Raw genomic sequence first — 21,800 nt, forward strand, 5'->3', positions numbered from 1 at the left:
GGCGGCCTAACCAACTGTCACAGAATCGTGCAGCAGCCCCGATCGGCCGCGATGCTCGTGTAAAGCCGCGGCGGTCGGCGAGAGGCCGGGGCGGACGCAACGGATCAACGTCGCCTATCGGGCACGCGGGTGGAGGAAACCACCCTTCCGTGACCCGATTCGCCCCGGTTCGCCCCGGTTCGCAGGCCGCTTTCCCCGCCTAGGCGGGGAAACCGCCCCCACCGGAACCCGACACCCCGGCCGGCCCCTCAGAAGTCGATGTCCTCGACCGCGAGCCCGCCGCCCCCGGCGACGATGAACTCCTTGCGCGGCGCGACATCGGTGCCCATCAGCATCTCGAAGACGTCGGCCGCCGCCTCGGCGTCGGACAGCGACATCCGGCGCAGCGTGCGGCGGCGCGGGTCCATGGTGGTCTCCGCGAGCTGGGAGGCGTCCATCTCGCCGAGTCCCTTGTAACGCTGCGGGGACTCCTTCCAACGGATGCCCTTCTTGGTCAGCTCGGCCAGCTTCCGCTGCAGCTCGGGGTCGGAGTAGGTGTAGACGTACTTGTCCATCCCCTTCTTGGGGTTGCTCAGCTCGATGCGGTGCAGCGGCGGCACGGCGGTGAACACCCGGCCGGCCTCCACCAGCGGCCGCATCTGCTGGAAGAACAGCGTGGCCAGCAGGCAGCGGATGTGTGCGCCGTCGGAGTCGGCGTCGGCCATGAAGATGATCCGGCCGTAGCGGCACTGCTCGAGGTCGAAGGTGCGACCCGACCCCGCGCCGACGACCTGGATGATCGAGGAGCACTCGGCGTTCTTCAGCACGTCGGCCACGCCGGCCTTCTGCACGTTGAGGATCTTGCCGCGGATCGGCAGCAGCGCCTGGAACTCGGAGTTGCGGGCGAGCTTGGCGGTGCCGAGCGCGGAGTCGCCCTCGACGATGAACAGCTCGCTGCGGTCGACGTCGTTGGAGCGGCAGTCGGCCAGCTTGGCCGGCAGCGCGCTGGACTCGAGTGCGTTCTTGCGGCGCTGGGTCTCGCGGTGCTGGCGGGCGGCGATCCGGGTCTTCGAGGCCGAGAGCACCTTGTCCATCACCAGCCGCGCCTGGGCCTTCTCCGCGCGCTTGGTCGAGGTCAAGAAGCCCTTCAGCTCGGCCGAGACGACCTTGCGCACCACCGAGCGGGCGGCCGGCGTGCCGAGCACCTCCTTGGTCTGGCCCTCGAACTGCGGCTCGGCCAGCCGGACGGTGATCACGGCGGTCATGCCCTCGGTGACGTCGTCCTTGACCACGTCGTCGTCGTTGACCTTGAGCACCTTGGCGGCCTTCATGGCGTCGTTGAAGGTCTTGGTCAGCGCCGCCTCGAAGCCGGCCACGTGGCTGCCGCCCTTGGGCGTGGCGATGACGTTGACGAACGAGCGCAGCTCGGTGTCGTAGCCGGTGCCCCAGCGCACGGCGACGTCGACGGCGAGCTCGCGCTCGACGTCCTGCGGGGTCATGTGGCCCTGCTCGTCGAGCATCGGCACGGTCTCGGTGAACGTCTCGCTGCCCTGCAGCCGCAGCACGTCGGTGACCGGCTCGTCGGGGGCGAGGAAGTCGCAGAACTCGGTGATGCCGCCGTCGTGGCGGAACTTCTCCTCCACCGGCTGATCGCCGCGCAGGTCGCGGATGACCAGCTCGAGCCCGGGCACGATGAAGGAGGTCTGCCGGACGCGTCCGATCAACTCGTCGAAGGAGAAGTCGGCGTCGCGCGTGAAGATCTGCCGGTCGGGCCAGAACCGGATGCGCGTACCCGTGATGCCCTTGCGCACCCGGCCGCCCTTGTGGAGCCCGGACTGCGGGGTGAACGTGGTCTCGGGGCCCTCGCCGGCGAAGACGCCGGGGACGCCGCGCTGGAAGCTCATGTGCTGGGTGGCGGGCGACCGGTCGACCTCGACGTCCAGGCGCGAGGAGAGCGCGTTGACCACCGAGGAGCCGACCCCGTGCAGACCGCCGGTGGCGGTGTAGGAGCCGCCGCCGAACTTGCCGCCGGCGTGCAGCTTGGTGAACACGACCTCGACGCCGGAGAGCCCCGTCTTGGGCTCCTTGTCGACCGGGATGCCGCGGCCGTCGTCGTGGACCTCGGCCGAGCCGTCGGCGTGCAGAGTGACCTCGACGTGGGTGCAGACACCGGCCAGCGCCTCGTCGACGGCGTTGTCGATGATCTCCCACAGGCAGTGGGTCAGGCCCCGGCCGTCGGTGGACCCGATGTACATGCCGGGACGCTTGCGCACCGCCTCCAGCCCCTCGAGGACGAGGAGGTGCTGGGCGTTGTAGGTGTTGTCGATCTCGGGCCCCCTGGGGTGCTCCCGGCTGGTCGTGACACGGGTCGTGGTGCTCGGGCCCAATCTACCGAGGAGCGCGGACCGAATCCCTCTGCGACACCGCGCTCCGCGCGTTCGCAGGGTCCAGACCCTGCGTGTCGTGGCCGGCCCGTCGCGGGAGGAGGAGCAGGATCGCACCCATGAGGGCCCCGCTGATGTGGCCGAACGGACGAGATCGTGGCATTCGGCCCCCTGGTTTGGCCCCCGAGGTCACACTGAGGGTCCGCACGCAGCGGGGCGTCGTCCGAACACCGGATGCACCCACAGGGGTGCGGCAGCAGTGTGATTCGATGAACACGTCGATTCAACGGTGAGTTGACGGGGAATGAGCCCCGGCAGACCAAGCGTTGTCCTCGATGAGCGAAGCCGAAGGGAAGTGAGTTCAGTGACCACAGCCGTTGCACCCAGCAGCCCGCTGAGCGCCGTCGACCGTTGTGACCGGTGCGGTGCGCAGGCCTACCTTCGCGTCATGCTCCCCGGGGGCGGTGAGCTTCTGTTCTGCGCCCACCACGCTCGCGAGCACGGTCCCAAGCTGCGAGAGATCGCCACGGACATCCACGACGAGACCGGGAAGCTGGCCGACACCCCGGCCACGACGCCTGACAGCGAAGACTGACCCAGACTCCACTGCAGAGCCCCCGACCGCACCGGTCGGGGGCTCTGTTCATCTGTCTGCTTGTCTGTCCAGGTGATCGCCGTCCTGCTCTCGCTGGCCGCGGCGCTGGCCTACGGGATGTCGGACTTCGTCGGGGGCCTGGTCTCGCGGCGCACCTCGGCGTGGCCGGTCGCCGTCGTGGGCGGTCTGTCCTCGGCGCTGTGCGCCTCGGCGGTCGCGCTCGTGGTGCCCGGCAGCCCGCGTGCGGTCGACTTCGGCTGGGCGGTGCTGGCCGGCATCGCGGTCGGCTGCGGCGTGGCCTTCTTGTACCGCGGGTTCGCCGCCGGCCAGATCAGCATCGTCGCGCCGGTCTCGGCCGTGGGAGCCGCGCTGGTGCCCGTGGCGGTCGGCGTCGCCACCGGCGAGCGGCCCGGACTGCTGGTCTGGCTGGGCATCCTCGCCGCCGGGCCGGCGATCTGGCTGGTCTCGGCCGCCGGCGAGCTCGACGAGCACGGCTCGGTGCGCGCCGGACTGCTCGACGGGGTGCTGGCCGGCGCCGGGTTCGGTGTGCTCTTCGCCGCGATCGGCCAGGTCCCGCACTCCTCGGGGCTGTGGCCGCTGGCGGCGTCGCAGGCGATCTCGGTGCCCACGATCATCGCGCTGGCCACCGCACTGGGCGCCTCGTGGCGTCCGGGCGAGCCCGCCACGTGGTGGGCGCTGGCCTCGGGACCGTTCGGCAGCTCGGCCAGTGTCTTGTTCCTGCTCGCCACCCAGCACGGCTACCTCACCGTGGCCGGGGTGCTGACCTCGCTCTACCCCGCCCTCACCGTCGTGCTGGCCGTGCTCGTGCTCCACGAGCGCCTGACCCGCACCCAGGGGCTCGGGCTGCTGCTGTGCGCGGTGACGGTGGGACTGGTCGCGGGCGGCTAGGGCGCCCGGGCCGCCTCCACCAGGCCGCGGAAGAGCCCGACGTCGGCGACGACCTCCGGGTGCCACTGGACGCCGAGACGGAACCGGGAGGCGCCGCGCTCCATGGCCTCGACCGTGCCGTCGTCGGCCCACGCGACCGCGGTGTAGCCGGGGTGCGAGCGCACGGCCTGGTGATGGTGGCAGCTGACCTGCGCGGTCCCCGATCCCAGCAGCCGGCCGACCAGGCTCTCGGCGGCCACCTGCACCTCCACCTCGCCGAAGGAGTCGCCGCCGGGGTCGTGGGCCGTGGTGCCGACCAGGTCGGGCAGGTGCTGGTCGAGCACTCCCCCGGCGTGCACGGCCATCACCTGCATCCCCCGGCACACCCCGAGCACGGGCAGGTCGCGGGCCACGGCAGCGTCGAGCAGCGAGAGCTCCCAGGCGTCGCGATCGGCCCGCGGCGGACCCGTCCGCGGGTGCGGCAGCTCGCCGTACGCCGAGGAGGCCACGTCGGCGCCGCCCGCCACCACCAGCGCGTCCAGGCGGGCGACGACGTCGGCGGCCGACTCCTCGAACGGTGCCGTGGGCGGCAGCAGCACGGGGGTCCCCCCGGCGAGCGCGACGGCGTCGGCGTAGGTGGTGGGCAACAGGTCGGCGCGCTGGCGCCACACCCCCCAGGCCGCCTCCTCGCGGTAGGTGCTGATCCCGATCAGCGGGCGCGTCATCTCACAGCGGCGTGACGTAGGCGCCCGAGATGCCACCGTCGACCAGGAAGGTCGACGCGGTCATGAAGCTGGACTCGTCGGAGGCGAGGAACAGCACCGCGTTGGCCATCTCCTCCGGCTCGCCGAACCGGCCCATCGGCACGTGCACCAGTCGCCGGGCGGCCCGCTCGGCGTCCTTGGCGAAGAGCTCCTTGAGCAGCGGCGTGTTCACCGGGCCGGGGCACAGCGCATTCACCCGCACGCCCTGCCGGGCGAACTGCACGCCGAGCTCGCGGGTCATCGAGAGCACCCCGCCCTTGGAGGCGGAGTAGCTGATCTGCGAGGTGGCGGCGCCCATCACCGCGACGAAGGAGGCGGTGTTGATGATCGAGCCGCGCTCCTGCTCGAGCATGTACGGCAGTGCCGCCTTGCAGCACAGGTAGACCGAGGTGAGGTTGACCTCCTGCACCCGGCGCCAGGCGTCGAGGTCGGTGTCGAGGATCGAGTCGTCGTCGGGCGGGGAGATCCCGGCGTTGTTGAAGGCGACGTCGACCGAGCCGTAGGTGTCCTTGGCCGTCGCGAAGAGGGCGTCGACCTCCTCCTTGGAGGTGACGTCGACGTGCACGTAGGTCGCCACCTCCGCGCCGCCGAGCTGCTCGGCCAGCGTCATCCCCTGCTGGTCGGAGATGTCGCCGATCACTACCTTGGCGCCCTCCTCGGTGAACCGCTGCACGGTCGCGAGTCCGATCCCGGAGACTCCCCCGGTGACCACTGCGACCTTGCCTGCCAGGCGTCCAGCCATGCTCGTGCTGCCTCCTACTCGTTGCTGATGAAGACGTTCTTCTCCTCGGTGAACGCCTGCGGCGCGTCGGGGCCGAGCTCCCGGCCGAGGCCGGACTGCTTGAAGCCGCCGAACGGCGTCCAGTAGCGCACCGCGGAGTGGGAGTTGATGCTCAGGTTGCCCGCCTCGACGCCGCGCGCGACGCGCAGCGCCCGTCCGACGTCGCGGGTGAAGATCGAGCCGGAGAGGCCGTACTCGGTGTCGTTGGCCTTGGCGACCGCGTCGGCCTCGTCGTCGAAGGCCATCACCGCGACGACGGGTCCGAAGACCTCCTCGCGCCACACCGGCGCGGTCACGTCGGAGGCCAGGACCACCGTCGGCGGCACCCAGAACCCCGGGAGGTCCGGCGTCGGTCCGGTGAACGCGACGTCGGCCCCGGCCACGTAGCCCTGCACCTTCTCGTGCTGCACGGCCGAGATGAGCGGGCCCATCTCGGAGTCCGGGTCCTCGTTCGGGTCGGTCACCCGCATCCCGGCGACGGCCCGCTCCAGCCCGGTGAGGAAGTCGTCGTAGGCCGAGCGCTCGACCAGAATCCGCGAGCGGGCGCAGCAGTCCTGGCCGGCGTTGTCGAAGACGGCGTACGGCGCCGAGGCGGCGGCCCGGTCGAGATCGGCGTCGGCGAAGACGATGTTGGCGCTCTTGCCGCCCAGCTCGAGGGTGACCCGCTTGACCTGGTCGGCGCAGCCGGCCATCACCTGCTTGCCGACCCGCGTCGACCCGGTGAAGGCCACCTTGCGCACCAGCGGATGGGTGACGAACCGCTGCCCGACCACCGGGCCGGCACCGGGGATCACGGTGAACACGCCCTCGGGCAGCCCGGCCTCCAGGCCCAGCTCGGCCAGCCGCATCGCGGTCAGCGGAGTCAGCTCGGCCGGCTTGAGCACCACGCAGTTGCCGGCCGCCAGGGCGGGCGCGAACCCCCAGCCGGCGATCGGCATCGGGAAGTTCCAGGGCACGATGATGCCGACGACACCCAGGGGCTCGCGGAAGGTGACGTCGAGCCCGCCCGGCACGGGGATCTGCCGCCCGAACAGCCGCTCCGGCGTGGCCGAGTAGTAGGTCAGGCAGTCGCGGACGTTGCCCGCCTCCCACCGCGCGTTCCCCCGGGTGTGGCCGGCGTTGCGGACCTCGAGGTCGGCCAACTCCTCCACGTGGTCGTCGACGAGTTCGGCGAAGCGACGCAGCAGCCGGGCGCGGTCGGCGGGGGCGACGTCGCGCCAGGCGGGGAAGGCGTCGGCGGCTCGCTCGATGAGGGCGTCGGTCTCCTCCACCGAGGCCAGGTGGACCTCGGTGACCGGCTCCGCGTAGGCCGGGTTGAGGACGGTGTAGGTGCTCCCCGAGCTGCTCACATCGACGCTCACAGCCGCTCGAACCCTCGTCGGAGCTCCCAGTCGGTGACGGCGGCCTCGTAGGCGGCGAGCTCCACGTCGGCCATGTTCGTGTAGTGGTCCACGACCTCCTCGCCCAGCGTCGCGCGCGCCAGCGGGGAGCTCGCGAAGACCTCGCGCGCCTCGCGCAGAGTGTGCGGCACCCGCGGCTTGTCCGAGGAGTAGGCGTTGCCCACCAGGGCCGGCTCCAGCTCCAGCTCCTGCTCGATGCCGTGGAGGCCCGCGGCCAGCATCGCGGCCAGTGCCAGGTAGGGGTTGACGTCGCCGCCGGGCACCCGGTTCTCCATCCGGGCACCGGCGCCGTGGCCGACCAGCCGGACGGCGCAGGTGCGGTTGTCCTCGCCCCATGCGATCGCGGTGGGCGCGAAGGAGCCGTCAGCGAAGCGCTTGTAGGAGTTGACGTTCGGCGCGAAGAGCAAGGTCAGCTCGGCCATCCCGGCCAGCACCCCGGCCACGAAGTGGTCGTAGAGCGGCGTACGAGCGCCATCGTCCCAGAACACGATGTCGCCGTCCTGGCCGCGCAACGAGAGGTGGATGTGGCAGGAGTTGCCCTCGCGCTCGTTGTACTTGGCCATGAACGTCAGCGACTTGCCGTGCTGGGCGGCGATCTCCTTGGCCACCGTCTTGTAGACGGCGTGGTTGTCGGCGGTGACCACGACGTCGTCGTAGAGGAAGCCGATCTCGTGCTGGCCGAAGTTGCACTCGCCCTTGGCGCCCTCGACGTTCATCCCGGCGGCGTAGGTGGTGTTGCGGATGTCGCGCAGCACCCCCTCCACGCGCGAGGTGCCGAGGATGGAGTAGTCGACGTTGTACTGGTTGGCCGGCGTGAGGTGCTGGTAGTCGGCGTTGTGGGCGCTCTCGTAGCTGTCCTCGAAGAGGATGAACTCCAGCTCGGTGCCGGCCAGCGCGACGTAGCCCATCGAGGCGGCCTTCTCGACCTGCGCGGCCAGGATCGCGCGCGGTGACTGCACGACGGGCGTGCCGTCGGGCCAGGCCAGGTCGCACTGCACCATCGCGGTGGCGGGCAGATGGGTCAGCACCCGGATGGTGTCGAGGTCGAGCACGAACTCCATGTCGCCGTAGCCGCGCTCCCAGGAGGTGATGGCGTAGCCGTCGACGGTGTTCATCTCGACGTCCACGCCGAGCAGGTAGTTGCAGCCCTCCGTGCCGTGGCCCAGGACCTCGTCGCGGAAGTACGCGGCGTGCAGCCGCTTGCCCTGCAGCCGACCCTGCATGTCGGTGAAGGCGACCACGACGGTGTCGATCTCGCCGGAGTCGATCTTCGTGGTGAGCTGTTCGGCGCTCAGGTGCCGGTCGTTCCTCATCTGCCGCTCCCTACTCCAGGAGTCCGCGCAGCAGCGCGGCCGTGTCGTCGCAGTGCTGCTCCATCGCCCGGCGGGCGGTGGCGGGGTCACCGGCGAGGACGGCGCGGACGATGCGCGCGTGCTGCCGGTCGGAGTGGTCGATGTTGGTGCCCAGCACCGGGATCGCGCCGAGCATCTCGTGCAGGCCGGCCTGCACCGACGTCACGGCCTCGACCGCGCGCGCCGAGCCGGTCAGGGTGGCGATGGTGAGGTGGAAGCGGGAGTCGGCCTGCCGATGGGTGGCGGGCTTGGTCGCCCCCGCCACCACGGCGTGCGCCTTCTCCAGCGTCCTGCGCTGGGGGGCCGTCAGCTCACGCGACGCCGCCAGCGCCGCGGCGCCCGGCTCCACGATGCGTCGGAAGTCCAGGGTGTCGAGCCAGTCGGCGCGACGATCGGCGGTGCGGCGGGCGCTGCTGCGCGCCGGCAGCTTCGGCGTGAGCGTCACGACCGTGCCGCCGTGCCGGCCGCGGCGGGTCTCGACGAGGTCGGCCTCGCGCAGCGCCGCCATCGCCTCGCGCAGCGTCGCGCGCGAGACATTCATGCGAGTCGCCAGCTCGCGCTCGGGCGGCAGCGTGCTGCCGTGAGGGAACACCCCGAGGCGGATGGCGGTGCCCAGCTGCTCGACGCAGGCCTCGAACGCGTGCTGGCCGCGGACCGCGTGCAGCACGGCGACGCCCAGCTCTCCCGCGCTCTCCGCGGGTCGGGCGGCGGTGCTCACCGGCGCAGTCTCACGACGGCGTCGGAGGTCTGTCAATGGTCTGAGTTCAAACCTTTTTGTCCTGCCGCTGGGCCGTGACCTCGCCCGACCCAGGCGATCGAATCCTCAGCAGCCGATGCGCTCACCTGTCCAGACCAGCAACGCTGTGTAGAACCTCCCTGCCCAGCACCACCCCGGACAATGGTCTGAGTTCAAACCATTTCGGGCTGGACCGTAGACGTCCACGGCGGGCCGGGTCTACGTTCTGCGCCAACGTCCCCCCGTACGTGACCAGCACAGGAGTGCCCATGTCCGACGCGACCCGTGACGCAGCCGCGGAGAACCCGAAGAGCCTCTCGGCCGACGACGAGCTGCTGGCCAAGCTGGGCTACAAGCAGGAGCTGAGCCGCTCCTGGTCGAGCTTCTCCAACTTCGCCATCTCGTTCTCCATCATCTCGATCCTGGCCGGCTGCTTCACGACCTTCGGGCAGGCCTGGAACAACGGCGGCCCGGTGGCGATCAGCTGGGGTTGGCCGATCATCTCGGCCTTCATCTTGATCATCGGCTTCACCATGAGCGAGCTGGTCTCGGCCTACCCGACCTCGGGCGGCATCTACTGGTGGGCGGCGAAGATGGGCGGACCCGCCGCGGGGTTCTTCACCGGCTGGCTCAACCTGATCGGGCTGCTCGCGGTCACCGCCTCGGTCGCCTACGGCTGTGCGACGTTCCTGGACCTGACGCTGTCGACCATCAGCAAGGGCTGGGCCGACGGCTACTCGCTGACGCGGGTGTTCATCGAGTTCGTGGTCATCTTCGTGGTCGCCGCCCTGGCCAACATCTTCTCGGGCCACCTGCTGGCCATCGTCAACAACATCTCGGTGTGGTGGCACGTCGCCGGCGCGGCCATCGTGATCTTGATCCTCATCTTCATCCCCAAGACCCACCAGAGCCTCAACTTCGTCTTCACCGACCGGATCAACAACTCCGGCTACTCCAACGGCCTCTACTGGTTCTTGGTGCTGCCGCTGGGGTTCCTGCTCACCCAGTACACGATCACCGGCTTCGACGCCTCCGCCCACCTCTCCGAGGAGACCCAGGGTGCGGCCGACGGCGCGGCCAAGGGCATCTGGCGCTCGATCTTCTACTCCGCCGTCGGCGGCTACGTGCTGCTGCTCGCGTTCGTCTTCGCCATCCAGGACGTGCCCGGCCTGAACAAGGGCTTCGGCGCGGTCGACGTCATCTTCGGGCAGGCGCTGCCCGAGGGCTGGCACTTCCTGGTGCTCCTGATCTCCACCAGCGGTCAGCTCTTCTGCACCGTCGCCTGCCTGACCAGCGCCTCGCGGATGACCTTCGCCTTCAGCCGCGACGGTGCGATCCCGGGTTCGTCGTGGCTCTCGACGGTGAACAAGACGACGCGGATCCCCGGCAACGCGGTCATCTTCGTGACCGTCGTCGGCATCGTCATCACGCTGCCCGCGCTCAAGAGCATCGGCGGCGTGCCGATCGCCTTCTACGCCGTCACCTCGGTCGCGGTCATCGGCCTCTACCTGGCCTTCGCCATCCCGATCTTCCTGCGCTGGCGGATGGGCGACTCCTTCGAGCCGGGCTCGTGGACCCTGGGCTCGAAGTACAAGTGGATGAACCTGGTGGCCGTCGCCGAGATCGTCGTCATCTCGATCTACTTCATCCTGCCCTTCGTCCCCTCGGGCTGGATCTTCTCCGGTGACTTCGCCTGGGCGAGCGTCAACTACGCGCCGGTGCTGACCATCGGCTCGCTGGTGGTGCTGGCGATCTGGTGGAACGTCTCGGCCAAGAAGTGGTTCACCGGGCCCAAGCACACCATCGACACCGCGGTGATGGAGGCGTTCGAGGACTGACGGGCCGCAGGCCCGGGACACCGGTCAGCCGGAGGCGCCCCGCAGGAGCAGCAGGCGGCCGATCGTGCGCTGGAGCACGAACGTGAACAGCAGGATGTACAACGCAGAGTAGTCGAGACCGGGCACCACCAGCGCCAGCACCAGCGCCAACGCGAACATCACGGGTGTGGCGATCGAGTTCGCCAGCGAGCTCAACGTAGGCGGCTGGTGGCGACCCGTCAGCCGACGATCGGCGCGGACGAGAACATTCATGACCGCCATCACCAGGCTGCTGGCGAGCATGGTGCCGATGTAGATCACCAGCTGCAGCGAGTCGGTCCTCATGGCGCCGCTCATCGCCGTCGGGACGGGCAGGAAGACGATGGTTAGCATCCAGGCGACGTTGAGCAGTCGCAGCCGTGGGCTGCAGTACTCGACGCGGTCGAACATCCGCTCGTGGTTGACCCAGAACTGCGCGATGACCAGGAACGAGATGACGAACGTCAGCAGCTGGTCGCGGTGCTCGTGCAGGAACGCCGACGTCGACAGGTCGCGACCGGCCTCGGCCACGCTCTCGATCAGCGGCAGGATCAGCAGCGTCATCGCGATGGCGACGACGGCGTCGGTGAAGAACTTGGTCCGCTCCGCGTCGCGCACATCGACGTCGCGGTCGTCCTCGTCAGCCATGGCCGAGAGGCTAGCCGCGACTCTTCGTGAACCCGCCGGCGCTCGCGCGCGTCACACGGCCAGGCCCGCTCATCCGGGGACGGACAGACTCACCGCGAAGTCGCCCGGCCCGTCGGTCCACCACTGCCTCAGCTCCAGCCCGGCATCGTGCAGCTCGGCGGTCACCCTCTCGCGCCGGAACTTCGAGGAGATCTCCGTGCGCATCTGCTCGCCGGCCGCGAAGCCGACCGTGAGGTCGAGGTCGCGCACGCGCACCGTCTGCTCGCGCAGCGACTCCAGCCGCATCTCGATCCACTCCGACTCAGGGACCCAGACGGCGCGGTGGGCGAAGGCGTCGACGTCGAAACCGCCGCCCAGCGAGCCGTTGATGACCCGCAGCACGTTGCGGTTGAACTCGGCGGTGACGCCGGCGGTGTCGTCGTAGGCCGCCACCAGCCGGTCGGTGTCCTTGACCAGGTCGGTACCCAGCAGCAGCGCGTCGCCCTCGCCCATCGTCGAGCGGACGTCGGCCAGGAAGCGGGCGCGCTGGTCGGGGGTCAGGTTGCCGATGGTGGAGCCCAGGAAGGCCACCAGCCGGCGTGGGTGGCGCGGCAGCAGGCCCAGGTGCTGCTCGAAGTCGCCGACCTCGGCCGCGATGGCGATGTCGGGGAACTCCTCGCCCACCGCGCGCGAGGCGTCCTCGAGCACCACCGGGTCGACGTCGAAGGGCACGAACCGGCGCAGCGTCCCGGCCTCGGCCAGCGCGGTGAGCAGCAGCCGGGTCTTCTCCGAGGTGCCGCTGCCGATCTCGACCAGCGTCTCGGCACCGGTCAGGTCGGCGATCTCGGCGGCCCGCTCGGCGAGGATGGCCCGCTCCGCGCGGGTCGGGTAGTACTCCTCGAGCCGGGTGATCTGGTCGAACAGCTCGCTGCCGCGGCCGTCGTAGAAGTACTTGGGAGCCAGCCACTTGGGCGTAGCGGTCAGCCCCTCGCGCACGTCGTCGGCCAGCTGTCGCGCCAGCGCATCGGGGTTGAGGTGGACGTCGAGCTCGATGTGCGGCACTGCACTACTCCAGGGAGGTCACGGTGACGCCGCGGTCGCGGGTCACCTCGATGAGGTGTCGGTCGGGGACGTCGACCCAGCGCGGGTCGTCGTCCCAGGGCTCGCTGGCCACGGCGACGCCGTCGGGCTCGACCAGGTAGCTCAGCGGGTCGCCCCAGGTGATCGCGACGATGCGCTCGCCGTCGGTCAGCAGCAGGTTGAGGTAGGCGCCAGGGTCGGCAGCCGCCACCTTGCCCACCACCTCGCCGATCCGGTCGACTCCCTCGGCGAACACGTGGGCCGCCAGCACCGCGGAGTCGCACACCGACTCTGCCTCGTGCGTGGCCGGCAGCACGCCGACGTCGACCTTGCCGTTGTGGGAGAGCAGCCAGCGACCGCCGTCGCTGAACGGAGCGGCAGCCGACTCCTCCAGCGGCATGCCGACGGTGGCCGAACGGACGGCGGCCAGCACCGCGCCGCTGCGCAGCACCGGGGCCACCGAGGCGAACGACGGCTCGGCCCACAGCGGACGCGCCGAGCGCCAGCGCCGCACCTGACCCTGCTCGTCGTGGAAGCCGACGCCCCAGCCGTCGGCGTTCATCAGCCCCCGCTCCTGCCGGCGCGGGGCGTAGGACTGCCGCTCCAGGCCGTGCTCGGGCTCGAGCACGAGCGAGGACAGCGAGCGCGGCTCGCCCAGCCAGGCCAGGTGCCTACACATCCCAGGCCAGCCTGAGGCCGCAGAAGATCTGGCGCCGGATCGGCAGGTCCCAGTTGCGGAACGAGGGCCGGACGGCGTTGCTGCCCACCGACCACGCGCCACCACGCAGCACTCGGTAGTCGCCGCCGAAGAAGGGCGCGCTGTAGGTCGCGTAGAGCATCGGCTCGAAGCCCGGCCACGCCTCGAAGCCCGAGGAGGTCCACTCCCAGACGTCGCCCATCATCTGCTCAGCGCCGTAGGCCGAGGCGCCGGCCGGGTAGGCGCCCACGGCGGCGGGCCGCAGCCCCTCACCGCCCAGGTTGGCCAGCGCCGGCGTCCACTCCGAGTCGCCCCAGGGCCAGCGGCGACGGCGCCCCAGCGCCGGGTCCCAGACGCAGGCCTTCTCCCACTCCTGCTCGGTGGGCAGCCGGGCGCCGGCCCAGGCGGCGTAGGCCTGCGCCTCGTGGAAACAGACGTGCTGCACCGGCTCGTCGTCGGGGATCTCCTCCACCAGGTTGAACCGGCGCCGCGAGCCGTCCGCCGACCAGAACAACGGTCGCCGCAGGTCGGCCTGCTGCCGGTACTCCCACCCCGTCGCCGACCACCAGCGCGGCTCGTCGTAGCCGCCGGCCTCGACGAAGCGGCGCCACTCGCCGTTGGTGACGGGGAACCGGCCGATCCGGAACGCCGGCAGGTCGACCACGTGCGCGGGCCGCTCGTTGTCCAGCGACCACGGCTCGGCGTCGCCGTCGACCCCGAGCACGAACTCCCCGGCCGGCACCAGCACCGAGTCGTGGGCGACGTCGCGACCGGCGGGCAGCGCGGCACCGCCGCCGAGCACCGGCTCGCCGCGCCGCAGCTGATGGGTGGCCAGCATCGTCTCGACGTGCTGCTGCTCGTGCTGCTCGACCATCACGTAGGGGAACGGGTCGCCGTCGCCGAGCCGCTCCAGACCCTCCAGCACGCGGCCGCGCACGTCGGCGATGTAGCGGCGCGACTCCGTGGGCGAGAGCAACGGCAGCGTGACCCGCTCCGCACGCGGGTGCTCGAAGGCGTCGTAGAGCTGCTCGACCTTGCACGAGAGCAGGCCCTGGGCGGCGGCGTTGCCCCCGCGCAGCAGCCAGAGGTCCTCCTGCTGCCCGATATGGGCGAGGTCCCAGACCAGGGGGCTCATCAGCACGTTGTGCTGCTTGGTCAGCTCGGCCTCCTCCAGCGTGGTGAGGCCGTGCGTACGCACCCTGGCCGCCTCGAGGCCGTCGGCGATGGCCTGTGTCGTCAGCTCAGGCAACGGACTCCTCCTCCAGCACGCGCAACGGTCCGTACGTCTCGGCGGTGGCCCGCAGCTCCTGGCTCGGGCTGCTCCCCGAGGCCAGCAGCTCGGCGAACGCCTCGACCTCCGTCCGCAGGCCCGCCGGGGCACGCAGCACCGCCACGTCGAGGCAGCCCAGCACGGCCCGGCGGACGCCGAGGTCGGCCAGACCGACGCGGGCCGCGGCGTCCCAGGCGTCGGCGACCGGCTCGCACCAGGCCGCCGCCTCGTCGGCGGCCACCGGGTCGTCGACCAGGGTGGCGGTGACGGCGGCCAGAGCCGGCCACCAGCGATCGGGCATCGCGTCGCCGGCGCGCAGCTCGAGGTAGCCGCGCGGACGGACCGGCGGGAACAGGGTGGTCAGGTGGTAGTCGAGGTCCACCAGGGTGGGCGCCCGGTGGAGCCCACCCTCGCCGCGCAGCCACTCGCGGAACGTCACGCGCCTGGTCAACGGGGTCGCGGTGTCGCCATCGCGCACCAGCATCACCGGGGCGTCGAGGGCGTAGGTGGCCCAGGCCTCGGCCGGCTCGCCGTCGGGGACGGCGTCGGATCGGCCGTGGTCGATGCCCTGCCAGGTGCCCTGCCGCATCGAGTGCCAGCCCGAGCTGCGACCGCCCAGATAGGGCGAGGTGCTCGACATCGCGACCAGCACCGGCACAAGCGCCTTCACCAGGTCGACCCGCTGCCGCCAGCCCGACGCCGGTCCGGCGTCGAGGTTGACCTGCAGCGCGGCCGTGGCGGTCATCATCTCCATGCCGCAGCCCGCGCAGCCGGCGGCGTCGAAGTGGGTCTCCATCGCCGCGTAGCGCGCGCCAGGGTTGATGCGCCGGATCTCGCGCGCCGGATCGGTGCCCAGCGGTGCGGCGCCGAAACCGGCCTCGCGCAGCGCCCTGCGGAGCACCGCCTCGTCGGCACGCAGGGCCGCGACCGCGGCGACGACGTCGTCGGCGGGCGGGGTGCTGATCTCGATCTGCCCGCCCGGCTCGAGGGTGACGGGGCTTCCCGAGGGCAGCGGCGGCACGCTGGCGGCCAGCGTCTCGACCTGCTCCCAGGTGGGACGCTGCAGCGGCTGCGCCAGGTCGACGAGGTGGAGCTCGAGCTCCAGGCCGACGCGCCCGACGGGGCCGTCGGACAGGGCGCGGGCAGCCACGTGCTCGAAGGCGACGGTCTCGCGGTCGACGCCGAGCGTGCCGGCGATGAGCGGGTCGTCGGGAACGACGAGGTGCGATGCGGTCATCGGTGAGATGCCCCCTCCAGGTCCGGACCGGTCGAGTCTCGACCGCGGGTCGGTGCGGGGGCGGTCCTGGTCGACCGTCCTCGATCGTGCAGCGGGAAGTACGGGGTGTGACGGGGTGGTGCTGGTTCCTGTGGACCACCTAACCCGACCCCACCGACAATCCCAACTACCCGAGCGAAGGTTTCCGCAACCGTAAGGACCCCGTCAGCCGCTCGACGTCCGCCTCCGCGAGCTCGGCGGGGGCGAGGCGCAGCAGCGGCTCGGCCATGTCGTCCGGTGCCCGCCAGGTCAGGCAGGCGGTGGTGAGCACGCGGTGCTCCTGGTGCAACCGACGCTGCACGGCCTCGACGTCCTGGTCCGCGGTGGGGCGCAGCCCGACCAGGGCGCCGGTGGCGCCCGGCGGGTCGGCCACTTCCCAGCCCTCGACGTCGGCCACCGCCTCGCGCAGTCGCCGTCCGACGGCGGCGAGCCGATCGACGTGGTCGGTGGGCAGCTCGGCGAGCGCCTGGGCCGCACCGACTCGTGAGGCCACCGAGCACTCCTCGTCGTCCAGGCCGCTGAACCGGTCGCGCCACGGCGCCGCGACGGCGAGGAAGCCGACGCCGCGCGGTGCGGCCAGCCATTTGCGCGCCGGCGCGTAGACCGCGTCGGCGCCGAACCCGGTGGGCAGGTGGGCGAGCGCCTGTGCGGCGTCGACCCACAGCGGCACCCCGGCCTCCCCGCACAGGCGCAGCGCCTCGGCCACCGGCTGGGCCAGCGCGCGGTGCGAGGCGAGCGAGACCAGGTGGACCAGCGCGGGCGGGTCGATGCGCAGCTCGCGTTGCAGCTCGGCCAGGTCGAGCCGGCCGTGCGCGTCGACTGCCGCGGTACGCACGCGCAGGCCGTGCGCGAGGAAGCGGTCGCGGTTCGGTCCCCACTCCCCCGCCGCCACCAGCACGTCGGCGTCCTCGGGCAGCGGCCAGCGTCGCAGCAGCTGCTCGAGGCCGTCGGTGGCGCTGGTGGTGAAGCAGACCGCATCGGCGTCGTGGCCCAGCAGCCGGCCCACGCCGGCCTTCAGCCGCCGCAGCCGCGGTGCCGCCTGCTCCTCCGCGACGTAGCCGCCCTCGGCCGCCTCGAGCTCCAGGTGCTGGCGCACCGCGTCGATGGTGGCCGGCGAGGGACGTCCGCAGGCGGCGGTCTGCAGGTGCAGCAGGTCGCTCACGCGGCCACCGGCAGGTGCAGCGGGCCGCGGATGAGCGTGGCCGGGCGCAGTCGTACGGGTCCGGCGCGGCGCAGCCGCGGCAGCCGCTCGGCCAGCACCCGCAGCGCGATCTCGGCCTCCAGCTCGGCCAGCGGCCGGCCCAGGCAGTGGTGGGCGCCGCTGCCGAAGGCCAGGTGCTCGCCGGCGTCGGGGCGGGTCAGGTCGAAGCGGTCGGGCTCGGTGAAGACGGCCGGGTCGCGGTTGGCGCCGCCCAGCAGCACGTGGACGACCTGGTGGGACGCCACCGGCCGCCCGGCGACCTCGACCTCGTCGAAGCTGACCCGGGCGGTGCGCTGCACCGGCGGGTCGAAGCGCAGCGTCTCCGCCGCGGCCCGCCCGGCCTGCGATGGGTCCTCGCACAGCAGCGCCCACTGGTCGGGGTGGTCGAGCAGTGCCCCGACGGCGTTGCCGATCAGGTTCACGGTGGTCTCGAAGCCGGCGATGAGCAGCAGGGTGCACATCGGCACCAGCTCACCGGGGCGCAACGCGTCGCCCTCGGCGGCCGCGAGCCGGCTGACCAGGTCGTCGGCGGGCCGGCGCCGGCGCTCCTCGACCAGCCGCTCGAAGATCTGCTCGAGGTCGGCGTTGGCGCGCATCAACGCGCGCGCGTGGCCCAGCGACCGGATGCCGCCCAGCGCCGAGCCGACGACCTCGCCGTACGCCGCGAACGCCGTCGCGTCGGCGTCGGGGATCCCGAGCAGCTCGGTGATGACCGCGATCGGCAGCGGTGCGGCCAGGTCGTCGACCAGGTCGAAGCGGGACCCGGCGCGGTCGAGCAACTCGGCCACGACGCGCTCGATGCGGGGCCGGTAGCCGGCCACCTGCCGGGCGCCGAAGGCCGGCGCGGCCAGTCGCCGCAGCCGGCCGTGGTCGGGCGGGTTCTCGTTGAGGAAGGACAGCCCGCCGGTCTCGTCGGCGCCGGACTCGCCCTCGGGCCGCACGCCGAACCGGCGACTGCGCAGGATCTGGTCGCAGGCGGCATGGTCGACGGTGGCGAGGTTGCCCAGCCGCGTGCCGACCCAGCCGCCGCGGGCGCGGATGTGCTCGTAGACCGGGTAGGGATCCACCCGGCCCGGTCGCTGCCGCAGCCGGCTGAACGGGTCGCGCTGCACGTAGGCGCCGACGGCCGTGCGCAACCGGTCGCCGTACAGAGCGGTCGCGAAGCCGACCGCCTGGCGCACCCTGTCCATGCGCTCCAGTCTCGTACGACCGGGGCGCGCGGCGACGCGTGGGTCAGGCGGCGCGGACGGCGCGGAGCCGGTTGACCATGCGGCGCAGCCGCGAGTCCGGGCGGGTGCCCTCGAGGCGGCCCAGCGCCTCGAGCACGGGCTGGACCAGGTCGGGGCGGTTCTCGTGCTCGGCCATCAGCCGTACGGCGGCCACGTCGTAGTCGGCGGCGAGCTGGTCGGCACGGGCCAGGTCGTCGTCGGCCACCGCGGCGTTCACCGCGGCGACGTAGCCCGCGTGCAGGCGGTCGAGCTCCTTGACAAGGGTGAGCGTCATGGCTCGATTTTATCGATCCAAGAGCGCAGATGCACGCGATTCGCATGAGATGTCGCGCACGGGCGAGCTCGACAGAGGGGCCGCGGACATGAAGGAACCGCTGGCGTCTCGGGTCACCAGCGGTTCCAAGACCGACTCTAGCGGCTGCATCCAAGCCCGTTGGGCGAAATCGCGGAATCCGCGCCCGAAGATCGACGAACCTTGCGAGCGGGTCGGCAGCGGCGGCCACTCAGGAGTCGGCGCTGCCCTCCCCCATGACCTCGTCGAGCTCGTAGAAGGCCTCCAGCGTGCGCAGTGTGAACGACGCGACATCGCGCGCAGTGGCCGGCTCGAGTGTCACCGCGAGGTCGTCCGCCGCGTCGACCGCCGGCGCCAGCCGCTCGGCCCAGACCTTCATCCGCGCGGTCAGGTAGCCCTCGGCGACCAGGTGCTCGACCAGCCCCACCAGACCCGTGCACCGCTCCGTCCCCGGCTCCGCCGCCTGGTCGGCGGCATCGGCGCCGGCCGCGAGCCGACGCAGGATCGCCCGACTGACGAGCACGGTCGCGGTGGGCGCGCCCACCTGCAGGCACTGCCGCACCTGCGACCACGCCGCGGCGACGTCGGCGGGTAGCCCGCCCGGCTCACGCAGCGGCACCGGCGCCGGGTGCATGGTGCCGCGGTCCAGCAGCGAACCGCGCAGGCAGTGCGGACACCGCAACCACCGGGTGCGCTGGTTCGGGTCGACGTTGATGTTGCCGTCGAGCGCCGTCGCCACCACGAAGAGCGGGCTCGACCCGCAGTGAGGGCACTCGACCTGCTCCCAGGAGATCCCGTCGTCCAGCGACACCGTCTTGACGGTCTTCATCGTGTAGATGTCGTCGGTCAGTTGGTTCGCCACGTCGGCTCAGCGTAGACACACCTCCGGGTGGGCGCCGCCTCGACACCCCTTTCGCGAGACGCGATGGGCGATGTCGGTCCGCTATCGATGCTTCTGCCCGCCGATGTCGTCGAGGTGCGGTCTAGCCAGGTCGCGCCCCGGCGCACCGCGCCGACCGGCAGTCAGGCGCGCGGCGTGATGCCGGAGGCACCCAGCCACCCCTGTCGCACGAAGGGTCCGGCGTCATGGGCGGGCGGTCCGAGCTCGACGTAGATCACCCAGCCCTCCCACCGCGCCCGCCGGCCCTCGGTCCCGGCGCGGCGCCAGGCGAGGAGCAGTCCGGGCAGCTGGGGCTGGTCGACGCTGTGGTGGCGGATCCACACGTGCTCGGCCCGCGGCAGCCACCCGTCGCGCCGCGGTGCTCCCTCCACGCACCCAGCATAGAACGCATGTTCGAGGGGTCGGTGGAGCTCGGTCCCGACCGCGTTTGGATCGCGTGGGAACGGGGCACAGTTCCCTGCGATCTCGGATCCTTCGACCAGGGAGTCGCACATGGGTTACGGAGCAGGCGGATTTCTCGTAGTGGTGGGGTTGATCCTCGCTCTCGCGGTGAACACCTCGGTCAGCGGCATCGACCTGCAGACGGTCGGTTGGATCATGACCGTGGTCGGGGTGCTGCTCATCGCGCTGACCGCGTTCACCCTTAACCGCGGTCGCGGCGCTCGCAGCACCAGCACGGTGACGCACGGCGACGGCACGCAGACCGTGCGCGAGACGCGCACCGACATCTAGGTCGCCGCTCGCAGGCGCATGAAGCTCGGCCCGTTGGGCACAGGTGTCGTGAAGGCCATCAGCCCCCCGGGCTGACGTCCATCGAACGGCGCCAGCTCATGGGCTGAAGCCAGAGGGAAGCCCCGGCACAGGCTACGTGCCGGGGCTTCTCGACGTCCGGGGACAGCGCAGGGGGCGGCCCTGACCACCGTCGGGGGCCGATACACCCTTGCCGGGGCAGCGAGGGCGCCGGCGACCCCGGCACAGTGGGCGGGGTGAGTCGTCTGCGCAGTCTCGTCACCCCCCACCGCGACCGCCCGTTGCTGGACCGGGACAACCTCCTGCGTGTCTCGGCCGCCGCCGCGGGCGTCGTCGGCCTCGTGCAGGCCGGCGCGGCCACCGTCGCCGTCCGCACCGGTCGTCGCGACGCCGCCGACGTCGTCTGGGGGCCCGGCCTGGCCGCCGTCGCCGTCAGCAGTGCGCTGGTCGGCAGCGGCGACCCGGTACGCCGCTGGACGCTGGCCGGACTGACCAGCGCCTGGGCCACCCGGTTGGGACGGCTGATCGTCCAGCGCGTCGCGGGCAGCGACGAGGAGGACCCGCGCTACACCGAGTTCCTCGAGGGCGACCCGGTGCCCGTGGTGATCGGCAAGGTCTTCCTCACCCAGGGCCTGGCGCAGCTGCTGGTCTCCGCGCCGCTGCAGGTCGCCGCCGCCACCCGCCTGCCCGACTCGGCCCGGCGCTGGCTGTTCCCCGCCGGCGTGGCCGTGATGGCGGGCGGTGCCGTGGTCGAGGCTCTCGCCGACCGGCAGAAGGCGCAGTACCAGGAGCGCGACGACGAGGACAAGCCCGACGTGCTCGACACCGGGCTGTGGGCCTGGTCGCGTCATCCCAACTACTTCGGCGACTCCTGCGTGTGGGCCGGCGCGTGGCTGGCCTCGGCCGCCTCTCCGCCGGCGGGCCTCACCGCCCCCGCACCGATCGCGATGGCCTACCTGCTCGTCTACGCCACCGGCGCCAAGCGCACCGAGAAGCGCATGGAGAAGCGTGAGGCCTACCGCGACTACCAGCGTCGTGTCGCGTTCTTCCTGCCCCGGCCGCCCAAGTCGTAGCCCGCCCCGCATCGAACCGCCACCGCATCGAACCGGCGCTCGGGGGCACCGGCACAGCATGAGCGGAACCGCACCCCAGGACCCGGTCGTCGAACCGGGCGACGTGGCCCAGAGCCCGGCCGACACCAGCGACGAGCCGTCGGTCGATCCCGACGACTCACCGGTCGAGGAGACGCCCCGGTTCGACGTCGAGCAGGGCGACATCGAACCCGAGGACGAGACCGGGGACGCCGACCCCACCTAGCCCCAGGGTCGTCGCCCGGCTGCTGATGCCCGGGCCGCGCCTCGTCCGGCTCTGTCGCGCCCAGCGGTCCAGACCGACGCGTATCCCGCGCCCGGCTGGCTACCGGCACGCCTATGACCACCACACCTGACGAACCCGCCGTCGAGCCCGAGCAGCTCCCCGACGACACCCCGGACGCCACCCCGGACACCGAGCCCGTCGGCGACCCCGAGCAGGCCCCGGGACCCGCGGAGGAGTCGAGCTGACGCTACGACTCCTCGAGGTGGGTACCTCCCGGGCATGACCACCACTCCGAACGAGCCGGATCCCACCGACCCCGACATCAGCCCCGACGGCAACCCGAACCAAGGCGCGCCGGAGGACCCGCCGATCGTCGGCCCCGACCACGCCGACCCGCTCGAGCCGTAACCCGCGAGGTCAGCGTC

Annotated in this window: 24 protein-coding genes; 8 read left to right on the top strand and 16 right to left on the bottom strand. The window is 71.9% G+C overall.

All coding sequences use genetic code 11. The features are described from left to right. Nucleotides 1-248: 248 nt before the first annotated feature. Nucleotides 249-2,366 carry a DNA gyrase/topoisomerase IV subunit B gene (locus D9V37_RS05890; RefSeq protein WP_198412407.1) on the bottom strand — a complete coding sequence of 706 codons (2,118 nt, stop codon included), beginning with the start codon at nucleotides 2,364-2,366 and terminating at the stop codon, nucleotides 249-251. Between the two features lie 301 nt (nucleotides 2,367-2,667). On the opposite strand from D9V37_RS05890, the gene D9V37_RS21045 reads away from it, so the two are divergent. Next, a complete protein-coding gene (locus tag D9V37_RS21045) occupies nucleotides 2,668-2,958 on the top strand; it encodes a DUF7455 domain-containing protein (RefSeq protein ID WP_456299566.1) in 291 nt (96 codons plus the stop codon). 72 nt (nucleotides 2,959-3,030) lie between these two features. After that, a complete protein-coding gene (locus tag D9V37_RS05900; protein WP_232524773.1) occupies nucleotides 3,031-3,867 on the top strand; it encodes a DMT family transporter in 837 nt (278 codons plus the stop codon). Here D9V37_RS05900 and D9V37_RS05905 read toward each other — a convergent pair. Genes D9V37_RS05905 through D9V37_RS05925 form a run of 5 tightly spaced genes read right to left on the bottom strand, consistent with a single transcriptional unit; the run spans nucleotide 3,864 to nucleotide 8,861 of the window. Beyond that, the gene (locus tag D9V37_RS05905) at nucleotides 3,864-4,571 is read right to left on the bottom strand and encodes a gamma-glutamyl-gamma-aminobutyrate hydrolase family protein (protein ID WP_121805239.1); all 708 of its coding nucleotides are present in this window, start codon (nucleotides 4,569-4,571) and stop codon (nucleotides 3,864-3,866) included. The two genes, D9V37_RS05900 and D9V37_RS05905, sit on opposite strands and share 4 nt — an antisense overlap. Before the next feature lies 1 nt (nucleotide 4,572). Next, nucleotides 4,573-5,352, bottom strand: coding sequence for a 3-oxoacyl-ACP reductase (locus D9V37_RS05910; protein ID WP_121805240.1), 780 nt, complete (start codon nucleotides 5,350-5,352; stop codon nucleotides 4,573-4,575). Between the two features lie 14 nt (nucleotides 5,353-5,366). After that, nucleotides 5,367-6,752 carry an aldehyde dehydrogenase family protein gene (locus D9V37_RS05915; RefSeq protein WP_232524774.1) on the bottom strand — a complete coding sequence of 462 codons (1,386 nt, stop codon included), beginning with the start codon at nucleotides 6,750-6,752 and terminating at the stop codon, nucleotides 5,367-5,369. Then, nucleotides 6,749-8,104: a glutamine synthetase family protein gene (locus D9V37_RS05920; protein WP_121805241.1), complete on the bottom strand. Its 1,356-nt coding sequence runs from the start codon at nucleotides 8,102-8,104 to the stop codon at nucleotides 6,749-6,751. Before D9V37_RS05920 ends, D9V37_RS05915 begins: the two co-directional genes overlap by 4 nt. Before the next feature lie 10 nt (nucleotides 8,105-8,114). Beyond that, entirely contained in the window at nucleotides 8,115-8,861 is a 747-nt protein-coding gene (locus tag D9V37_RS05925; RefSeq protein WP_121805242.1) for a FadR/GntR family transcriptional regulator, read from the bottom strand. A 287-nt stretch (nucleotides 8,862-9,148) separates the two neighbouring features. Between D9V37_RS05925 and D9V37_RS05930 the strand changes: the two genes are divergently transcribed. Then, on the top strand, nucleotides 9,149-10,717 hold the full coding sequence (locus D9V37_RS05930) for an amino acid permease (RefSeq protein WP_121805243.1): 1,569 nt from the start codon (nucleotides 9,149-9,151) through the stop codon (nucleotides 10,715-10,717). 24 nt (nucleotides 10,718-10,741) lie between these two features. Here the strand turns inward: D9V37_RS05930 and D9V37_RS05935 are convergent, their stop codons facing one another. The 10 genes from D9V37_RS05935 to D9V37_RS05980 form a co-directional block, all read right to left on the bottom strand. Beyond that, a complete protein-coding gene (locus D9V37_RS05935) occupies nucleotides 10,742-11,383 on the bottom strand; it encodes a TMEM175 family protein (RefSeq protein ID WP_121805244.1) in 642 nt (213 codons plus the stop codon). 69 nt (nucleotides 11,384-11,452) lie between these two features. Further along, on the bottom strand, nucleotides 11,453-12,424 hold the full coding sequence (gene egtD, locus D9V37_RS05940; protein WP_232524775.1) for an L-histidine N(alpha)-methyltransferase: 972 nt from the start codon (nucleotides 12,422-12,424) through the stop codon (nucleotides 11,453-11,455). Between the two features lie 4 nt (nucleotides 12,425-12,428). Further along, complete coding sequence (gene egtC, locus D9V37_RS05945) at nucleotides 12,429-13,121, bottom strand: ergothioneine biosynthesis protein EgtC (protein ID WP_121805245.1); 693 nt, start codon at nucleotides 13,119-13,121, stop codon at nucleotides 12,429-12,431. After that, entirely contained in the window at nucleotides 13,114-14,388 is a 1,275-nt protein-coding gene (gene egtB / locus D9V37_RS05950; protein ID WP_121805246.1) for an ergothioneine biosynthesis protein EgtB, read from the bottom strand. Before egtB ends, egtC begins: the two co-directional genes overlap by 8 nt. Further along, entirely contained in the window at nucleotides 14,381-15,646 is a 1,266-nt protein-coding gene (egtA, locus tag D9V37_RS05955; RefSeq protein ID WP_121805247.1) for an ergothioneine biosynthesis glutamate--cysteine ligase EgtA, read from the bottom strand. The genes egtB and egtA overlap by 8 nt, the downstream gene beginning before the upstream one ends. Nucleotides 15,647-15,812: 166 nt before the next feature. Further along, nucleotides 15,813-16,847: an aminotransferase class V-fold PLP-dependent enzyme gene (locus tag D9V37_RS05960; RefSeq protein ID WP_121805248.1), complete on the bottom strand. Its 1,035-nt coding sequence runs from the start codon at nucleotides 16,845-16,847 to the stop codon at nucleotides 15,813-15,815. Next, nucleotides 16,844-18,076, bottom strand: coding sequence for a cytochrome P450 (locus D9V37_RS05965; protein WP_121805249.1), 1,233 nt, complete (start codon nucleotides 18,074-18,076; stop codon nucleotides 16,844-16,846). The genes D9V37_RS05960 and D9V37_RS05965 overlap by 4 nt, the downstream gene beginning before the upstream one ends. A 43-nt stretch (nucleotides 18,077-18,119) precedes the next feature. Continuing rightward, nucleotides 18,120-18,389, bottom strand: coding sequence for a hypothetical protein (locus D9V37_RS05970; RefSeq protein WP_121805250.1), 270 nt, complete (start codon nucleotides 18,387-18,389; stop codon nucleotides 18,120-18,122). 229 nt (nucleotides 18,390-18,618) lie between these two features. Beyond that, nucleotides 18,619-19,269: a hypothetical protein gene (locus tag D9V37_RS05975; RefSeq protein ID WP_121805251.1), complete on the bottom strand. Its 651-nt coding sequence runs from the start codon at nucleotides 19,267-19,269 to the stop codon at nucleotides 18,619-18,621. A gap of 161 nt (nucleotides 19,270-19,430) precedes the next feature. Beyond that, nucleotides 19,431-19,679: a hypothetical protein gene (locus D9V37_RS05980; RefSeq protein ID WP_121805252.1), complete on the bottom strand. Its 249-nt coding sequence runs from the start codon at nucleotides 19,677-19,679 to the stop codon at nucleotides 19,431-19,433. Nucleotides 19,680-19,800: 121 nt separating this feature from the next. On the opposite strand from D9V37_RS05980, the gene D9V37_RS05985 reads away from it, so the two are divergent. From D9V37_RS05985 to D9V37_RS20870, 5 genes are all read left to right on the top strand, one after another. Next, entirely contained in the window at nucleotides 19,801-20,040 is a 240-nt protein-coding gene (locus D9V37_RS05985; protein WP_121805253.1) for a DUF6458 family protein, read from the top strand. Nucleotides 20,041-20,294: 254 nt separating this feature from the next. Further along, complete coding sequence (locus D9V37_RS05990; RefSeq protein WP_158604388.1) at nucleotides 20,295-21,131, top strand: DUF1295 domain-containing protein; 837 nt, start codon at nucleotides 20,295-20,297, stop codon at nucleotides 21,129-21,131. Nucleotides 21,132-21,189: 58 nt separating this feature from the next. Then, on the top strand, nucleotides 21,190-21,375 hold the full coding sequence (locus tag D9V37_RS05995) for a hypothetical protein (protein ID WP_121805255.1): 186 nt from the start codon (nucleotides 21,190-21,192) through the stop codon (nucleotides 21,373-21,375). Between the two features lie 113 nt (nucleotides 21,376-21,488). Beyond that, entirely contained in the window at nucleotides 21,489-21,620 is a 132-nt protein-coding gene (locus D9V37_RS20865; RefSeq protein WP_269778366.1) for a hypothetical protein, read from the top strand. Nucleotides 21,621-21,654: 34 nt separating this feature from the next. Continuing rightward, on the top strand, nucleotides 21,655-21,783 hold the full coding sequence (locus D9V37_RS20870) for a hypothetical protein (RefSeq protein ID WP_269778367.1): 129 nt from the start codon (nucleotides 21,655-21,657) through the stop codon (nucleotides 21,781-21,783). The last annotated feature ends 17 nt before the right edge of the window (nucleotides 21,784-21,800 follow it).

This window comes from Nocardioides mangrovicus, assembly GCF_003674065.1.
In the GTDB taxonomy this organism is placed as follows: domain Bacteria; phylum Actinomycetota; class Actinomycetes; order Propionibacteriales; family Nocardioidaceae; genus Marmoricola; species Marmoricola mangrovicus.